Annotated in this window: 17 protein-coding genes and 1 tRNA gene; 3 read left to right on the top strand and 15 right to left on the bottom strand. The window is 61.2% G+C overall.

What is annotated here, in order from left to right; genetic code table 11:
* The first annotated feature begins 188 nt into the window (after positions 1–188).
* The 3 genes from B149_RS0110050 to B149_RS0110060 all read left to right on the top strand — a co-directional run bounded on the left by B149_RS0110050 (position 189) and on the right by B149_RS0110060 (position 3,420).
* Entirely contained in the window at positions 189–590 is a 402-nt protein-coding gene (locus B149_RS0110050; RefSeq protein WP_018125064.1) for a hypothetical protein, read from the top strand.
* A 121-nt stretch (positions 591–711) separates the two neighbouring features.
* A complete protein-coding gene (locus B149_RS0110055; protein ID WP_040372614.1) occupies positions 712–3,195 on the top strand; it encodes a heavy metal translocating P-type ATPase in 2,484 nt (827 codons plus the stop codon).
* 24 nt (positions 3,196–3,219) lie between these two features.
* Positions 3,220–3,420 carry a heavy-metal-associated domain-containing protein gene (locus B149_RS0110060; protein ID WP_018125066.1) on the top strand — a complete coding sequence of 67 codons (201 nt, stop codon included), beginning with the start codon at positions 3,220–3,222 and terminating at the stop codon, positions 3,418–3,420.
* Between the two features lie 36 nt (positions 3,421–3,456).
* Here B149_RS0110060 and B149_RS0110065 read toward each other — a convergent pair whose 3' ends face one another.
* From B149_RS0110065 to ispE, 15 genes are all read right to left on the bottom strand, one after another.
* On the bottom strand, positions 3,457–3,651 hold the full coding sequence (locus B149_RS0110065) for a hypothetical protein (protein ID WP_018125067.1): 195 nt from the start codon (positions 3,649–3,651) through the stop codon (positions 3,457–3,459).
* Positions 3,652–3,850: 199 nt separating this feature from the next.
* A complete protein-coding gene (gene hslU / locus B149_RS0110075) occupies positions 3,851–5,215 on the bottom strand; it encodes an ATP-dependent protease ATPase subunit HslU (RefSeq protein ID WP_018125069.1) in 1,365 nt (454 codons plus the stop codon).
* Positions 5,216–5,755: an ATP-dependent protease subunit HslV gene (gene hslV, locus B149_RS0110080; RefSeq protein ID WP_018125070.1), complete on the bottom strand. Its 540-nt coding sequence runs from the start codon at positions 5,753–5,755 to the stop codon at positions 5,216–5,218. It abuts the gene before it with no gap.
* 18 nt (positions 5,756–5,773) lie between these two features.
* Complete coding sequence (locus tag B149_RS0110085) at positions 5,774–6,322, bottom strand: macro domain-containing protein (RefSeq protein WP_018125071.1); 549 nt, start codon at positions 6,320–6,322, stop codon at positions 5,774–5,776.
* A 53-nt stretch (positions 6,323–6,375) separates the two neighbouring features.
* Positions 6,376–7,335: a hypothetical protein gene (locus B149_RS0110090; protein WP_018125072.1), complete on the bottom strand. Its 960-nt coding sequence runs from the start codon at positions 7,333–7,335 to the stop codon at positions 6,376–6,378.
* A gap of 11 nt (positions 7,336–7,346) precedes the next feature.
* Positions 7,347–9,176: a chloride channel protein gene (locus B149_RS0110095; RefSeq protein ID WP_018125073.1), complete on the bottom strand. Its 1,830-nt coding sequence runs from the start codon at positions 9,174–9,176 to the stop codon at positions 7,347–7,349.
* 4 nt (positions 9,177–9,180) lie between these two features.
* Complete coding sequence (locus B149_RS0110100) at positions 9,181–10,158, bottom strand: bifunctional riboflavin kinase/FAD synthetase (protein WP_018125074.1); 978 nt, start codon at positions 10,156–10,158, stop codon at positions 9,181–9,183.
* A gap of 111 nt (positions 10,159–10,269) precedes the next feature.
* Complete coding sequence (locus B149_RS0110105; RefSeq protein ID WP_018125075.1) at positions 10,270–11,670, bottom strand: beta-barrel assembly-enhancing protease; 1,401 nt, start codon at positions 11,668–11,670, stop codon at positions 10,270–10,272.
* Positions 11,671–11,790: 120 nt separating this feature from the next.
* Positions 11,791–13,038 (bottom strand): transcription termination factor Rho, encoded by a 1,248-nt coding sequence (gene rho / locus B149_RS0110110; RefSeq protein ID WP_026167561.1) that lies wholly within the window; start codon positions 13,036–13,038, stop codon positions 11,791–11,793.
* 355 nt (positions 13,039–13,393) lie between these two features.
* Entirely contained in the window at positions 13,394–13,921 is a 528-nt protein-coding gene (locus B149_RS0110115; protein ID WP_018125077.1) for a CarD family transcriptional regulator, read from the bottom strand.
* Positions 13,922–13,970: 49 nt separating this feature from the next.
* On the bottom strand, positions 13,971–14,618 hold the full coding sequence (gene pth, locus B149_RS0110120; protein WP_018125078.1) for an aminoacyl-tRNA hydrolase: 648 nt from the start codon (positions 14,616–14,618) through the stop codon (positions 13,971–13,973).
* 72 nt (positions 14,619–14,690) lie between these two features.
* Entirely contained in the window at positions 14,691–15,344 is a 654-nt protein-coding gene (locus tag B149_RS0110125; RefSeq protein WP_018125079.1) for a 50S ribosomal protein L25, read from the bottom strand.
* 68 nt (positions 15,345–15,412) lie between these two features.
* Complete coding sequence (locus B149_RS0110130; protein WP_018125080.1) at positions 15,413–16,351, bottom strand: ribose-phosphate diphosphokinase; 939 nt, start codon at positions 16,349–16,351, stop codon at positions 15,413–15,415.
* A 26-nt stretch (positions 16,352–16,377) separates the two neighbouring features.
* Positions 16,378–16,453 (bottom strand) — tRNA-Gln (locus B149_RS0110135).
* A 7-nt stretch (positions 16,454–16,460) separates the two neighbouring features.
* Entirely contained in the window at positions 16,461–17,321 is an 861-nt protein-coding gene (gene ispE, locus B149_RS0110140) for a 4-(cytidine 5'-diphospho)-2-C-methyl-D-erythritol kinase (RefSeq protein ID WP_018125081.1), read from the bottom strand.
* Positions 17,322–17,331: the final 10 nt, after the last annotated feature.

The following is a 17,331-nucleotide window of genomic DNA, read 5'->3' on the forward strand; positions in this document are numbered from 1 at the left end:
GGTGACTTGTCAAAAAACATGGATTTGTTTATGGTCGATTCACACGCTTCCGTTTTCGCCAAGGATCGGCGGGGACGGGTCTCGGATCCCTCTGGAGTGAGCGCGGCGCAGTGCCGCAGGGATGCCCGGACCGAAGAACGAGGGTTTCCCCTGTTTCGGGGAAGGCTTCGACTGGTTACGAGGGCACCATGCGCATCGACTCCGATCCTCATAATCTCTACCGTGAAATAGACGGCATACGCGGTCCGGAACGTCAGTCCCGGCCGGAAGCCGTGGTGCGCACCCGCAAGGCCGGTCTGTCCTTCGGAGGCTTTGGGCTTTCCTACGAGTCCGAAGAGATAAGCGTCGATGCCGAATACTCCCCGCAATCGCGTGAAGCCAGGCGCCTTGAACGAGCCTTCGAGACCGAAACCGCGGTGCGCGACCTTGCCGCAGAGGTCACCTCCCGCGCCGTGGACTCCCGCGTGAACTGGGCCGATTCGCTGCCCGGCACCGAAAGTCTGCCCGTGCGTCAGGCCCGCAGCGCATACCACCGCGCCATGCAGCCGGAAAGTCCGCTGCCCGGTGCCTCCTTCTCCGCCATCGCTTAACAGCAAGCATGGCGTCTTCGCTGACATCATTTACCGCTTGTGGTATTTCATCGGAAGGTTGATTTTACATTCGACCCGTGTTGCAATGGATTTTCATTATCAACAAAACAGGCCGGTGTTCATGAAAAAGGAAGCGAAGATAAGCGGCATGCACTGTGCCGCCTGTTCGACCAGAATAGAGAAAGTGGTTGGCGGCATGGAAGGCGTGGACGAGGTCAACGTCAACCTTGCCGCGGAGACCATGAATCTTTCGTTCGATCCGGAGGTGCTGGAGCCGGAGGCGGTGTCCAGGCGAATAGAGGACCTGGGCTTCGGGGCCGAGTTCATTGACGACACGCCTACAGCGGAAGAGGGCGTTCAGGAATTGCGGCTGAATATTGGCGGAATGCATTGCGCCGCGTGTTCCAGCCGCATCGAGCGGGTGGTTGGCGGCATGGAAGGCGTGGAATCTGCCGAAGTGAGCCTCGCCTCGGAGGAAGGCGTTTTCCGCTTTGATTCGGAGACGGTCTCCAGACGTGAAATCAGAAAAGCCATTGCCGATGCGGGCTTCACCACCGAAGTGCAGGACCCCGCAGCGAACATGTTCCAACAGCGCAGACAGGAAGCCGAGGACAGGCTGGCCGAAAAAAGGCGCGAGCTGATCCCGGCGTTTCTTTTCGCCTTTCCGCTGCTCATACTGAGCATGGGCCATATGTGGGGAATGCCGCTGCCCGCGTGGCTGGATCCGATGCATGCTCCGTTGACCTTTGCGCTGGCCCAGCTTGTGCTGACCCTGCCTGTGATCTGGGCCGGACGGCATTTCTATACGCAGGGCATCCCGGCGCTGCTTCGCGGCGGGCCGAACATGGATTCCCTCGTTGCCATGGGCACCGGTGCGGCGTTTCTGTATTCCGTCTGGAACACCGTGGAGATAGGCCTCGGCATTGATCCGCAGGCCCGGGCCATGGATCTGTATTTCGAGTCGGCGGCGGTGCTCATCGCCATGATCTCCCTGGGCAAATATTTCGAGGCATCCAGCAGGCTCAAGACTTCCGACGCCATCCGCGCGCTCATGAATCTCACGCCGGACACGGCCGTGCTGCTGGAAGGCGACGACACTCGTGAAATACCGGTCACCGAGGTAGAGCCGGGAGACACGTTGCTGGTCAAACCGGGGGCGCGCGTGCCTGTGGACGGCACGGTGTTGTCCGGCACCTCCAGCGTGGACGAATCCATGCTCACCGGCGAACCCATTCCCGTGGACAAGGGCGTGGACGATCCTCTTGCGGGCGGTACGCTCAATACTCATGGCTCTCTCACCATGAAGGCCGAGCGGGTGGGCGGCGATACCATGCTGGCCCGCATCATCCGGCTGGTGCAGGAGGCGCAGGGTTCCAAAGCGCCCATCGCGAACCTTGCGGACACCATCAGCTATTACTTCGTGCCCGCCGTGATGCTCGTGGCCCTGATTGCAGGAGTATCGTGGTATGTCTCCGGGGCCGGATTTCCTTTCAGCCTGCGCATTTTCGTGGCGGTGATGGTCATTGCCTGCCCCTGCGCCATGGGCCTTGCCACGCCGGTCTCCATCATGGTCGGCACCGGACGCGGGGCGCAGCTCGGTGTACTCATCAAGAGCGGGCTAGCCTTGCAGGAAGCGGAAAAAATCGACGCGCTGGTTTTTGACAAGACCGGCACCCTGACCCATGGGAAGCCCGAGCTGGTGCGCGTGGCATCCTTCGGCATGAGCGAGGATGACGCACTGCGGCTGGCCGCATCGGCCGAGCGCGACTCGGAGCACCCGCTGGCGCTGGCCATCACCGGCGCAGCCACGGAGCGCGGGCTCAGGCTTTCTGCGCCCGAAGCGTTCAGCACCGTGGCCGGACGCGGCATTTCGGCAAAGGTCGAGGGCCGCGAGGTGCTCATCGGCAATCTGGATTACATGCGTGAACGCAAGGTCACCGGCATTCAGGAGGCCGAAGGGCCCGGAAAGGAGATGGCCGGCGAGGGCATGACCGCCCTGTATCTGGCCGTTGACGGAATGCTGGCTGCGGTGCTTGGCATTGCGGACCGCATCAGGGCCGAGGCGCCGGGGGTCATCTCCCGGCTCAAGGACCGCGACATGGCGGTGATCATGCTCACGGGCGACAATGAGACCACGGCGCGGGCCGTGGCGTCCAGCGCGGGCATCAGCGGCGTGTTGGCGCAGGTCATGCCGGACAGGAAGTCGCAGGAAGTGGAAAAGCTTCAGGCCAAGGGACTCAAGGTGGCCATGGTGGGCGACGGCATCAACGACGCGCCCGCGCTGGCCCGTGCCGACATCGGCATGGCCATGGGCTCTGGCATCGACGTGGCTGTGGAGTCCGGCGACGTGGTACTCATGAAGGGCGACCTGAGAGCCGTGCTCACCGCGCTGGACCTGAGCCGGGCCACCATGCGCAACATCCGGCAGAACCTGTTCTGGGCCTTTGCCTTCAACACCATCGGTATCCCCGTGGCTGCGGGCGTGCTGCACATTTTCGGCGGCCCCACGCTGAACCCCATGATCGCCGGAACGGCCATGGCGCTCAGTTCGGTCACCGTGGTTTCCAATGCCCTCAGGCTGCGTTTTTTCGGCAGCCGTCAATAGAAGAAATCAACAGGAGGAATATCCATGGCACAGGTGAAAGTGAAAGGCATGAGTTGCGGGCACTGCACCGCATCCGTGACGCAGGCACTGGAGGCGCTGGACGGCGTGACGAACGTGAACGTGACCCTTGAAACCGGCATTGCGCAGTACGACGAGGAAAAACCCGTCGATCCGCAGACGGTCAAGGACGCCATCACCAAGGTCGGGTTCGAAGTGGAAGAATAGAACGCGCCGGGCCGCCGGTGCGGCCCGGACGCTTTCCTAGGCTCCGTTGACCACGAGTCGCCATCCCTCGGCGGCTTGTTTCGTCTTTTTGCGCTGAAGGGCGGGACCGTAGGGCGGAACGCTTCGCTTCGCGGCCACGAGGCAGTCGCTACACGCGGGACCGTCTATGGTCTGCATGGCGAAGTCGTGGGACGGAATCTTCTGTCTGCATACGCAGCAGTGTTTGCTCATGATGGTACTCCTGAAATGACGGTGACGGGACGGATTTGCCGTTTCAGGAGATAATGCAGACGACATTCCAACCGGCGCGGTTTTGCGCCTCAAATTTTCCCGTGTTCGGGCCGGAGCAATCATTCCGGCAGGATGGCACGAAAAAGCCCGGCTACCGCATTGGCGGAGCCGGGCATTTGTTTCCGGGCAGGGAGAAGGGCTAGAGGATGAAGCGCGAAAGGTCGCGGTCTTCCACCACGTCGCCGAGATTCTCCTGAACGTAGCTGCGGTCTATCTGTACGGTCTGGCCGCTGCGCTCCGGGGCATGGAAGGAAAGGTCCGCGAGGATTTTCTCCATGAGCGTGTAGAGTCGGCGTGCGCCGATGTTCTCGGTCTCCTCATTGACCCGCTGGGCCATTTCAGAGAGTTCTTCCAGCGCTTCACGGGTGTAATCCACGTTGATGCCTTCGGTCTGGAGCAAAGCCTTGTACTGGACGGTAAGCGCGTTCTTGGGCTCGGTGAGGATGCGGTAGAATTCCTCCTTGCCAAGTGCCTGCAGCTCCTCGCGAAGCGGGAAGCGGCCCTGAAGCTCCGGGATGAGGTCCGAGGGCTTGGAGTAGTGGAAAGCGCCGGCGGCGATGAACAGGATATGGTCGGTGCGCACCATGCCGTGCTTGGTGTTGACCACGCAGCCTTCGACGATGGGCAGCAGGTCGCGCTGTACACCCTCGCGGGAGACGTCCGCGCCGCCCTGCTGGTCCTGACGCGCGGCCACCTTGTCCAGCTCGTCAATGAAGATGATGCCGCCCTGTTCCACGCGTTCGCGGGCGATGTCGGAGACCTTGTCCATGTCGATGAGCTTTTCGGCTTCCTCGTCGATGAGGGCCTCGTAGGCATCACGCACGCGCATCTTGCGGGCCTTCTTCTGGTTGGGGAACATGCGGCCGAGCATGTCCTGCATCTGCATGCCCATGTCTTCCATGCCGGGCATTCCCACCATGCCCATCTGCGGCGCCTGGGAGGTGATTTCCACCTCGATCTCGCGCTCGTCGAGCACGCCACGGCGGAACATGTCGCGGAATTTTTCGCGGGTTTCCGTGTCGCGGGGTTTGGGCGGCTCCTGATCCGGCGTGCTGAGCTGGAAGAAGTTCTTTTCGGTCTTGGGCACGGAGCCGGGCAACAGCAGGTCCAGAATGCGCTCCTCGGCGTTCTTTTCCGCGCGCTGACGCACCCGCTCGGTCTCTTCCTGCCGGACCATGTTCACGGCGATTTCGGTGAGGTCGCGGATCATGGATTCCACGTCGCGGCCGACGTAGCCAACCTCGGTGAACTTGGTGGCCTCGACCTTGAGGAAGGGGCATTTCGCCAGACGGGCGAGGCGACGGGCGATCTCGGTCTTGCCCACGCCGGTGGGGCCCATCATGATGATGTTCTTGGGCGCGATCTCCTCGCGCAGTTCCGGATCGAGTTGCTGCCTGCGCCAGCGGTTGCGCATGGCCACGGCGACCATCCTCTTGGCCGCGTCCTGCCCGATGATGTATTTGTCCAGTTCGGTGACTATTTCGCGGGGCGTGAGGTTGCTCATCTATTTTTCCTGTGTCTCGATGGTGATGTTTTCGTTGGTGTACACGCAGACCGAGGCCGCGATTTTCATGGCCTTTTCGGCGATGTCGCGGGCGCACAGGTCAGTGTTGTCCTTGAGGGCGCGACCGGCGGAGAGGGCGTATGCGCCTCCGGAGCCGATGGCCGCGATGCCTTCGTCCGGCTCGATGACGTCGCCATTGCCCGAAATGATCAGGATGTGCTCCGCGTCGGCAGCGAGCAGCATGGCTTCGAGCTTGCGCAGGTACTTGTCGGTGCGCCAGTCCTTGGCGAGTTCCACGGCGGCGCGGGTCAGGTTGCCGGAAAAGGTCTCCAGCTTCTGTTCGAAACGTTCGCACAGGGTGAAGGCGTCGGCGGTGGCGCCGGCAAAGCCCACGGAGACCTTGTCCTTGTAAAGCTTGCGCACCTTGCGGGCACCGTGCTTCATGCAGATAGCCTGTCCGAAGGTGACCTGTCCGTCCCCTGCGACGGCGGTTCCGTTGTCGTCCTTGACCGCAATGATGGTGGTTCCTTTGAGTTCCATTGTATCCTCGTTGAGTGTCTAGCTGAGTGTGTCGCGTGCCGCGTCGAGCCATGTTTTGTATGATGCTTCGCCGCGCAGGACCATGAAAGCCTCGCAAACCAGCCCCTGTCGGAGGCCGTCGGCGAGGCGGGAAAGAGCGATTTGGGCGGCGCGGTCCGGCGGAAAGCCGTAAACGCCGCAGGATATGGCTGGGAAGGCCACGGTTTTGATGCCGTGTTCAGTCGCTTTGCGAAGGCTGTTGTCGTATGCGTCGGCCAGTAGTTGCGGTTCGTTTTCGGAACCGCCGCGCCAGATGGGACCAACGGTGTGAATGATGTATTTGGCCGGAAGCGAGAAACCGGGGGTTACCACGGCCTGTCCGGTGGGCAGTTCGCCGATTTCCTCGATGATTTCCCGGCAGGCGCGCTGGAGCCGCTGATGGCCTGCGGCCCGGTGGATGGCCCCGTCCACGCCGCCACCGCCCGCGAGGCGGGAGTTGGCAGCGTTGACCACGGCATCGGTTTCCATTTGGGTCAGGTCGCCCTGAACGATATGAAGGGTGGCGTTGCCGAAGGTCCATTGGGTCATGATTCGATTTACATAAGACCTCGGACGCGCTTGGCAAGGGGGGAGCGTCGGATTCAGTAGGTCCAGTTCAGGCCGATGTATCCGCCGCCGGAGCTGGCGATATCGGTCGTGGAGCGGCGGCTGCCGGTGCTGCCGTAGACAGCGTACTGGCGATTGAAGTGGTACTCCGGGCCGAGGATCATGTGGAACCCGCCGTCGAGGTCCAGATCGAGATAGGCGGCAAGCTTGGAGCGTCTGATGCCCACGTAGCCATTGGGGACGAAGTCGCTGTGGGGTGAGAGCCGGTAGGTACGGTCCATGGCGGAGTAGGCGAAGCGCAGGGCGTATCGGTCCTTGGTGCTTTCCTTCTCTTCCACGAGTCCGAGCGCGATCAACGCCTGTCTCACGTGTTTTTGCGAAACGTGTACGGCAACACCGAGTTCGCCGTCGGCGAAGAGGTCCTGATTCAGGGGATTCAAAGCGGTCAGCCGCATGAGGCCGCCGATCATCCAGCCTTCCCATACATCATAGGCCAACTCGCCGCTGAAACCCGCGCCAAGTGCGCCGGGGAAGATTTCTTCGAAGGCCGCAGTCGCTTCGGCGTTGACCCAGTAATGCCAGCGGTCGTTGTAGCTGCCCTTGAGCACTCTCGCCTGAAGCGTCACGTCGTGCAGGGAGTTCCATGGGTTGGAGCTGCCGCCGTCGGGGCCCATGGAGGTGCCGGAACTCCAGTCATACGAAGAATATCCGTAGGCCAGCGAGAAGATGGAGTAATGCAGGTTGACGTCGGTGCGCAGGGCTCTCACGTCCCCGCCCGAGCCGGAAAGCTCGGATGACGGGATAAGGGAAAAGGCGGTGCCTATGGAGAGTTCCTTCTCATTCTCACCTTCCAGAGAGTCGAGCGTCAGGCTCGGCTGGTCCACAATGCCGATTTCCTGCGCCGTCGCCGGGACCGCGCACAGCAGGACGCAGACCACGAGGGTCAGAAGGAGCGGCCCGCAATATGACGGCGTCACGAATTTAGGAACTAGCATCGCGATCCCTCTTAGGCCGGGTGCTTCTCCTCTTCCGGGCGAAGCTCCTTGATGGCCTTGGCGTAGGCGTTGAAGACGTCTTCTCGATTGATGAGCCCGATGATCTCGTCCTCGGAGTCTTCCTTGAGCACGGGAATCTGGCCGTAGTCGGTGTCCACGAAGCGCAGCAGGGCTTGATACAGGTCGTAGTCCGCGCGCACGTAAGCGGGCCGGGTTGCCAGATCACGCACCACCACTAGCTCGAACAGGTCTTCCTCGAACATCCAGTTGCGCACGTTGTGAATCGAGAGCATGCCGGTGAACTTGCCCTCGTCGTTTCGTACCGGGAAAAAGAGCTGGTTGGTGTTGGCGATGATGTCCGTCAGCGCCTTGAGCGTAGTGGCTTCCTCAAGGATGGTCACTCGCTCGGGGCGGAAGAAGTCCTTGACCTTGAGCTGTTCCAGCACGTTGATGGTGGTGTCGCCGAGGTGCGCCGGCGAGTCGAACTTGTTCTCCACCTGGTGCTCGTAGAGCGAGTAGGTGCGGCCAAGCACGATGCACAGCGCGGACGCGAGCATGAGCGGAGCGAGCAGTCCGTAACCCTGTGTCAGCTCGGTGACCATGATCAGCGGCCCGATGGGCGCATTGGCCACCCCCGCAAAGAACGCCGCCATGCCCACGAGGATGTAGGCCCCCGGCTGGGTCACGATCTGCGGGAAGAGCTGGTTGCCGATCTTGCCGACCAGACCGCCGGACATGCCGCCCACGAACAGCGCGGGCGCGAACATGCCGCCGGACATGCCGGAACCGATGGTCAGGGAGGTGGCGAAGGTCTTGCCGATGATGATGGCGCACATGGCCATCAGCGGCATCTGGCCGAGGATGGCCAGTTCCAGCCAGCCGTAGCCGCCGGAGAGCACTTCGGGGTATGCCCAGCCGAGCAGGCCCATGGCCAGCCCGCCGAGGCCCGTGGCCCACATGAGGCCCATCTTGTCCGTAAGGGGCAGGAAAATTTTGTATTTGATGGTGTAGAAAGTCTTCACGTACAGCCAGCCGGACCCGGCGCAGACGAAAGCGAGAATGGTGTAGAAGATGAGTTCGCGCGGGTCGCTGAATTCGAAGCGCGGGATGCCGAAAATGGGTTCGGTCCCGTAGAAGAACGTGAAGATGGAATAGGCCACGACGGAACTCATGACCGAAGGCAGGATGGCCTCGGCCTCGAAGTCCTCGCGGTAGATGACCTCGATGGCGGTGAGTGCGCCGCCAAGCGGGGCGCGGAAGACGGCTCCGAGGCCGCCCGCGGCGCCGGCCAGCAGAAGCAGGCGGCGTTCCTTGGCGGAAAAGTGAAGCCGCTCCGAAATCCAGCAACCGATGCCCGCGCCGATCTGTGTGATGGGCCCTTCCCGGCCCGCGCTGCCGCCGGACGCGATGGTCAGGATCGAGGTGAACCCTTTGATGATGGGCACGAGCGGGCGAATGAAGCCGCCCTTGTTGTGAAATGCGTTGATAGTCGCGTCGGTTCCGTCGGTGCCTCCGGTAACGGTATCCGGAATGAACCGGCTCACCAGCCAGCCCGTGAGCAGCCCCGTCGCGGTGGTGGCGATGGGGATGACCCAGCCGCGAATTTCTTCCGCGTGGGCATGGAAGAGCTGTTCGCCCGCAGGGTGCGGGGAGATGATTCCGGCCAGTTTGGCCTGAATAAGAAATTTACCCAGTTCGATGGCACCGAAGAACAGCACCGCCACCAGGCCGGAAAACACGCCCACGACACAGCCCATGACGAGCCAGCGGAACGAGGCTATGTGTCTGTACGCTTTGACGAAATCTCGCCAGTAATCAAAGATGAAGGAGAGGGCTTTCATGGCCTTATTTCGCCGCCTTTTCGATGTTGGCGCGGGTCAGTCTGATGGCGGCTTCGGGTTCGGCGAGGATCTGTCTGCCGATCTCCACGTCGCGGGTGATGCGGGCCTTGAGCTCGTCGATGCCGTTGAATTTCTTTTCGTCGCGGATGCGCTGGACGAAGTGGACGCGGATGTTGCGTCCGTACAGGTCGGATGCGTAATCCAACAGGTGGGCCTCCACCGACAGGGCGTCGTTGCCGAACGTCGGGTTCTTGCCGATGTTGGCCACGCCGCGGTGCACTTCACCGTCCACTTCCACCCAGATGGCGTAGACGCCGGGCTTAGGAAACAGTTCGTCCACCAGTTTGAGGTTGGCGGTGGGGAATCCCAGCAGCTTGCCGCCGCGCTTCATGCCGTGCACCACTTCGCCTTCCACCTGATAGAATCGGCCGAGCAGGGGCATGGCGTCCCATACGTCCCCGGCGTGCACCAGGTCGCGGATGCGTGTGGAGCTGACCACGGCGCCGTCGTAGGTCACCGGATCGAGCCGTTCCACGTTGAAGCCCATGTCCTCCCCGATTTGCGAGAGGGTGCCGTAGTTGCCGGAACGGCCTTTGCCCATATGGTAGTCGTGGCCGATCACCAGCTCTTTCATGCCGAGGCCGTCCACGAGGAAGCGCTTCACGAACTGCTCGGGCGAAAGCGCGGCGAGCTCGCGAGTGAATTCCAGCACCAGCGCCACCTGCGGCCCGTACTGGGAGATGAGGCGGAGCTTCTGGTCGATGAGGGTGATGAAAGGCGGCGTCTTGCGGCCCGTAAGCACTCGGAGCGGGTGCGGGTCGAAGGTGACGACCACGCTTGTGAGGTCGTTCTGCTGCGCTTTGTCGCAGGTGAGGCCGATCAGCTTCTGGTGTCCGAGATGGACGCCGTCGAAGTTGCCAATGGTCACGCTGGCGCCCTGTACGGCGTCTTGTATTTCTTCAATTGTCTTTGCGACTATCATGGTCCTTTCCACGGAGCGATTTAGGGGGGTATTGCTACCGCAATTCCCGTCCGGCTTCAAGGTTCGTATGTGCCCTGCGGCTGCCGGAAGCCGCGTCATCTGGCATATTGGTTACAGCGCCTTCTTCAGCTCGGCGGCTTTCTTCTTTTGTTCCTCGGTCTTGGCGAGCTGCTGCGCTTTGTCCGCGTGGATGCGGGCCTTGCGCGTCTGCTTGGAATAGACGAAACCCCAGCCCAGCTGGAGGTGTCCGCCGAACAGGTCGCCGGATTCGCCGAGCGTGCGTCCGAGGGAGCTGTGCGCCTCGGCGTTTCGGGGCATGGCGTCGATAGCTTTTCGCAGAAGCTCTTCGGCCTGCTGGAAATTCTTGCGCTGCAGCTGCAGTTGTCCGAGTCGGAGCAGGATCACCGGATCGGTCGGCGCGCGGAACATGGCTTTCTGGAGCAGGGATGCGGCCTTGTCCAGATCGCCCTTGCGGGTCATGAACGCGCCGGTTTCGCGAAGCAGCAACGGGTCGGAAGAATCAAGCGCAAGGGCGCGATCCATGGCTTCCCGTGCTTCGCGGGGCTTGCTGGCGCGTTCGAGCACCAGTCCGTAGCTCATCCAGTCGAGTGCGGTGTACTGGTCTTCGGGCGTGTCCTTGAAGTGACCCAGCGCAACGGTCACGGGGTCGTATTTGCCGTGCAGCAGAGCCTGCACCCGGTGCAGGTCCTTGTTGTCATCCTGTCGGTTCTGAAAGTCGGCGGGCAGGCGCTGGATGCGGTCCTGCAGGTAGCCGATGCGTTCGGACAGGCCGGGGTGGGTGGAGAGGTACGGCGGGATGCCGTTTTCGCCCGGCGATGCGTACCACTGCTTCTTGAGCATGGTCTTGAAGGTGGCGGGCATCCCCTCGGGGTTGTACCCGGCCTTGACCAGCGAGGTGAGGCCCACGTGGTCGGCGTCACGTTCGTCCTGCTGGGAGTAGGTGAGCATGGCCGCGGTTCCGGCAGCCTGAGACCCCACCATGAGTCCCTGCGCGAGCTTGCCGGAAGTGTCTCCGCCGCCGGCCACACCGAGGAAAACTCCTGCGAGCATCCCGGCCATGCTCAGTGCGCCGACCTTGCTGGCTTTTTNCAGTCTGCCCGCGATGTGTCGCTGGGAGACGTGCGCAAGTTCGTGCGAGATGACCGCGGCGAGTTCCGATTCGGTGGACACGCTTTCGATGAGTCCGGTGAACGTGTAGATGTAGCCGCCCGGAATGGCGAAGGCGTTCAGGGACGGATTGCGGATCACCCGGCTCTTGATCTTGAACGGGATTGGATCCTTGGCTTCGACGATGCGGTTGACGATGTTCTCCACGAAATCGGTGACCGCGGGATCGTCGAGGACATGCATCTCGTTGTGGATCTTCTGGTCGAATTCCCGTCCGATCTCTTTTTCCTTGGAGATGGTCAGGGTTTCGCCGAAAAGGGCGAATGCCCGGGCCGGAGTGAGCAGCATCGCGAGCAGCGTTATTATGGTGACCGTCTTTTTCATGGTCTCTCCGTGAGTTTCTGCATCACTGTAAGCATCCGGGCAACCTCGGGCAAGCCACAAAGAAAAAAGGATACGAGGCTGCCTCGTATCCTTTTGGTTTCGTCGGGTGTCGCCGCGAGGCTACCGGTTCATCATGTCCATGAAATCTTTATTGCTCTTGGAGCCTTTCATCTTGTCGATGAGGAATTCCATGGCGTCAATGGAGTTCATGGGAGACATGAGCTTTCTGAGAATCCAGACACGGTTGAGCACTTCCTGCGTAAGCAGCAGCTCTTCCTTGCGGGTGCCGGAGCGGCTGATGTCGATGGCCGGGAACACGCGCTTCTGGGCCAGATGGCGGTCCAGATAGATTTCCATGTTGCCGGTGCCCTTGAACTCTTCGAAAATCACTTCGTCCATGCGGGAGCCGGTGTCGATGAGTGCGGTGGCGATGATGGTCAGGGAGCCGCCTTCCTCGATGTTGCGCGCCGCGCCAAAGAAGCGCTTGGGGCGCTGCAGGGCGTTGGCGTCGATACCGCCGGAAAGAACGCGTCCCGAGGACGGGGTCACGGCGTTGTAGGCGCGCCCGAGTCGGGTGATGGAGTCCAGAAGGACCACCACGTCGCGCTTGCGCTCCACGAGGCGCTTGGCCTTGGAGAGCACCATCTCGGCCACCTGCACGTGACGGCTCGGCGGCTCGTCGAAGGTGGAGCTGACCACTTCGGCGTTGACCGTGCGCTGCATGTCGGTCACTTCCTCGGGCCGCTCGTCGATGAGCAGCACGATGAGGTCCACCTCGGGGTGGTTGGCGTTGATGGAATTGGCGATGGACTGAAGCATGACGGTCTTACCGGTGCGGGGCGGTGCCACGAGCAGGCCGCGTTGCCCTTTTCCGATAGGAGCCAGAAGATCGATGATGCGGGAGGTGTAATTCTTGTCCCCGTTCTCCATGCGGAGCATTTCTTCGGGGAAGAGGGGGGTCAGGTTGTCGAAGAGGACGAGGTTTTTGGATTTTTCCGGTTTCTCAAAGCCGATTTCGCTGACCCGTAGCAGGGCGAAATATCGTTCCCCTTCCTTGGGCGGGCGAATCTGCCCGGCTACCACATCCCCTTTTCTCAGGCCGAAGCGTCGTATCTGGGAGGGGGAGACGTAGATGTCGTCCGGTCCGGGCATGTAGCTGTACATGGGCGAGCGCAGGAAGCCGAAGCCGTCCGGCAACACCTCCAGCACGCCGCCGCCGAAAAGCTGCCCGTTGCGTGAGGCGCACTGCTGCAACAGAGCAAAGATGAGCTCCTGCTTGCGCATGCCGCTGGGGTTTTCGACGTTGTACTGCTGCGCAAGATCCATGAGATCGGGCATGGAGCTGCGCTTGAGTTCGGTGAGATTCATTTTCTCGCCGGTGCCCTGTTCTTTTTTGGGAGCGTTTTTTTTCTTAACTGTCATGGTCTACTGGCGTTGCGTGTAAGAAAACAGTTCTGCCAACCTGAGGCTGACAGCTGCATGCCTGCATCATTGTATCTCGACCCCGCTGAGGCGGGGGTGTCTGCAAGAGCGTGTATCTATCGGAGGGGCCGGAAAACCGGCCGGATTGTCATCGGCGGGGGACCGGGTCGGTGGGACGTGTCTCCTGTGTCTTCTTCAAGGGGGAGTTGCGTTGCCAGCGAGCACCTGTCGGCGAATTAACGCCTGCCGATGCAGAGGTCTTCTGTGCACCTACCCGAAAGCGTACCGGATGACAAGTCGTTTACGAAGGCTCTTCGTCATTTTCGTCATCCGTTCGAATGACATCGGCGAACATCTCGTGAATGTCGTCCTTGATCTCTTCCTGATCGCGGTCGAGCGAATAAGCCAGCTCCATGGAAACCAGCCCCATGGCCTGTTCAAGAAGTCTGCGCTCACCAAAGGAAAGTTCCTTGTCACGGCCGATGAGGAACAGCTCCTTGAGGACGTAAGCCACGTCTTCGAGGTCGCCACTCTTGAGTTTTTCGGAGTACTCGCGGTAGCGTCTGTTCCAGTTCTGGCCGGTGTATCCCGTGAATTCGGAGCGGTCCTTGAGAGATTCGAAGATCTCCTGTCCCACACGCAGACTGCTGACGGCCCGGAGACCGACGTTCTCTGCATTGATGACAGGCACCATGAGCGTGACGTTGTTGCTCAGGATGCGAACGATATATAACTCGGCGGTAGCACCGCCGATTTCCTGCGTTTCGATACGCTCTACCTTTCCAACACCTTGGGAAGGATATACGACCAAGTCATTTAACTTGAACACTGGAAGGGGACTCCTTGGTTGCTCTCTGCCGGAAGCGGCAAAGTACACTTTACCCCATTTGCCGCCCGGAGTCCATGACCTCATTGTCGGATTCGCTATCAGGCCGGAATCGATGCAGGAATTGCTGGGCCATGCCGTGTCCTCGGCGCAGGTACAGATCCAGCCCCTTGAGGGTGGCTTTCACGGTCTCATCCACGGTTTCTGCGCTTTCTTGCGGAAAATCGTCCAGAACCCAGCCGCTGACATCCGGACGTTCGGACGGTGGGCGGCCGATGCCGAGCCTGATGCGCCAGAAATCGGGAGTGTTCAGACGCTGCTGAATATCTTCCAGTCCGTTGTGGCCGTTGTTGCCACCGCCCTTTTTGAGCTTGATGCGACCAAGCGGCAGGTCCAGCTCGTCGTGCATGACCACGACGTTCTCGGCGCTTATGCCGTGACGCCCGCAGATTCGGCCAACAGCCTTGCCGGAGAGGTTCATGTAGGTCATCGGCTTGCAGAAAAAGCACGGTTTGCCGCCGTAAGCGGCTTTCCAGAGCTCGTAGTCGCCGGACTCGTCGAGCTTTTTCAGGCGCATGCTTTTGCGTGTCTCACCAAGCGCAAGCAGGGCGTCCACAACCATGAAGCCGAAGTTATGGCGGGTATGTTCGTATTTCGGACCCGGGTTGCCGAGCCCGACGATGAGCGTGTCGGAATCCATGTGGTCTGCCTATCAAAAAAGGCCCCGGACCGCATCAACGATCCGGGGCCGTATGGTTTCGGCTGGGAAGGGTTATTCGGAGGCCTCTTCGCCGGCTTCCTCTTCACTCTCTTCCTGTTCGGCGTCGAGTTCTTCCAGCTCGTCCTCAACGCCGCTTGCGGCGCCCTTGGCGAGGATGGTCAGAATGGCGAAGTTATCGTCAAACTGCGGGCTGACGCCTTCGGGCATGGGCACGTCTTCGATGTGGACGCGAGCATTGATGCCCAGCTTGGTGATGTCGATGGGGATGCTGACGGGAATGTCGCTGGGCAGGGCGATGATTTCGCACTGTTCGCGGTACTGTTCCAGACGACCACCGGCCTTGACGCCCTTGGCGGTACCTTCGAGCTTGAAGGGCACGGTGACCTTGAGGGGCTTTTCCATGTCCACGCCGAAGAAGTCAACGTGAATGGGCAGCGGTTTGACCGGATCGTATTTCATGCGCCAGATGAGCGAAGTGATCTTTTCGACCTTGCCGTCGCGCTCCAGTTCGAGGTCCAGCAGCTGGGTGTTGCGCAGCTTTGCGTAGGCCTTCTGCAGCGGAGCGTAGGGAACCTTCACCGGGATGTTGACGCCCTTCTGGTTGTAGAAGACGCCGGGAACGAAGCCGCTGCTGCGCAGACGGCGGTTGGGTCCCTTGCCGGTTTCCTTGCGCTCGAAAACTTTGACGGTGATGCGATCGGACATTTAGTTTCTCCTTCAGTACGCCGTGGCCGTCCCCCATGGACGGACGGGCGCGGCCCTAAGGGCCGTAGTTATACGAAAAGAACGCTCACCGACGATTCGGTATGAACGTTGTTGATGGCTTTGGCGAGCAGGCTGGCAACGGAAAGCTGCTTGATCTTGCTGCACTGCTTCTTGGTTTCGTCCAGCGGAATGGTGTCGGTGACGACCACCTGAGAGAAGACGGACTCCTCAAGGCGCTGGATGGCCGGGCCCGAAAGGACCGGATGGGTCACGCAGGCCATGACGTCCTTGGCGCCGTTCTCGCGCAGGACATTGGCGGCCGCACACATGGTGCCGGCGGTGTCGATCATGTCATCAATGACCACGGCCACCTTGTCGGTGACGTCGCCGATGATGTGCATGGCCTGAGCCTGGTTGGGCGCGTCGCGGCGCTTGTCCACGATGGCCAGCGATGCGCCGAGGCGTTTGGCGTAGGCGCGGGCGCGCTCCACTCCGCCGGCATCCGGAGAGATGATGACGAAGTCCTCGTCCATCTCCTTGAGGTGCTCAAGCAGAACCGGTGCGGCGTAAAGATTGTCCACCGGGCAGTTGAAGAAGCCCTGAATCTGACCTGCGTGCAGGTCAACGGTCACGAGGCGCTGCATGCCTGCGGTGGAAAGGATGTCCGCCACCAGCTTGGCACTGATGGGGGCGCGGGGGACGACCTTGCGGTCCTGACGGGAGTACCCGTAGTAGGGAACCACCGCGGTGACCCGGGAGGCGCTGGCGCGCTTGAGCGCGTCGAGCATCAGGCAGAGTTCCATGAGGTGGTAGTTGACCGGGGAGCAGATGGGCTGGACAACGAACACGTCGTCGCCGCGGACGTTTTCCCCGATTTCGATGCGAATCTCACCGTCGCTGAAGGTTTCCCGCAGTGCGGGAGACAGCTTGCAGCCGAGATGCTCGCAGATGGCCTCTGCAAGCTTGGTGTTGGCGGATCCGCTGATGATTTTCAATTCGCCGTGCATGGACTTTCGCCCCCTGAAAGAAATTATGGCTGGGATGGCAGGACTCGAACCTGCGAATGACGGGACCAAAACCCGTTGCCTTGCCAACTTGGCTACACCCCAGTATTGATCAGAGCATGTTTTCCCACACGCCGCAGCCCTTGGCCCGGGCGAGTTCTGCCGCCCGTTTCATGGCTTTCTCGGTTCGGAAAAGTGCGAATACGCTGGAACCCGAACCACTCATGGCTGCCGCGCGGGCACCCTCGCGAAAGAATAATTCCTTGATTTTCCGGATAGCTGGATGCGCCCGGAAAACCGGCTCCTCAAAGTCGTTGGCAACAATGAGGTGCGCCGCGGGAGTCGAGTTCTTATTATCGTCATTTGCGCTTGTCAAGGGCTGGCCGGTTTTCCTTTTCGCAGGCAGGCAGGTGCGGTCCCATTCTCCGTAGGCCCAGCCGGTATTCACGTGAATACCGGGGTTGGCGACAAGCAGGTAGGTCCCGGAAAGGTCGGTTTCGGCTTTTGTCAGCCGTTCGCCGATGCCCTCGGCCCATGCGGGCACCCCGTCAAGAAAGAAGGGGACGTCCGCGCCGAGCCGGGTCGCGACCCGGTGCAGCCTGTCCTCGCCGAGGCCGTTGTTCTGTGCGTTCTGCTCCAGCCAGCGCAGCAGGGCGGCCGCGTCCGTGCTGCCACCGCCGAGTCCGGCTCCCATGGGAATACCTTTGTTCAGCGTGACGTGCATGGCGGGCGCCGGTCCTCCTGCCTCGCCGTAAGCTGCCCATGCGCGGTGCACGAGGTTGTCCGGCCCTTCGATGTCCTCATGCCCTGGGCAGCTCAGGGAGAATTCGGCGGCGGGCTCAATGCGCAATTCGTCGCACGGCAGCGGCACTGGCAGAAACAGCGTGCGGAGTTCGTGATATCCGTCCTCGCGCAGGTCCAGCAGTTCAAGGGTCAGGTTGACCTTGCACGGGGCAGTGAGGGTGACGTTCATGGCATGAAAA

Source organism: Desulfovibrio oxyclinae DSM 11498, assembly GCF_000375485.1.
Taxonomy (GTDB): domain Bacteria; phylum Desulfobacterota; class Desulfovibrionia; order Desulfovibrionales; family Desulfovibrionaceae; genus Pseudodesulfovibrio; species Pseudodesulfovibrio oxyclinae.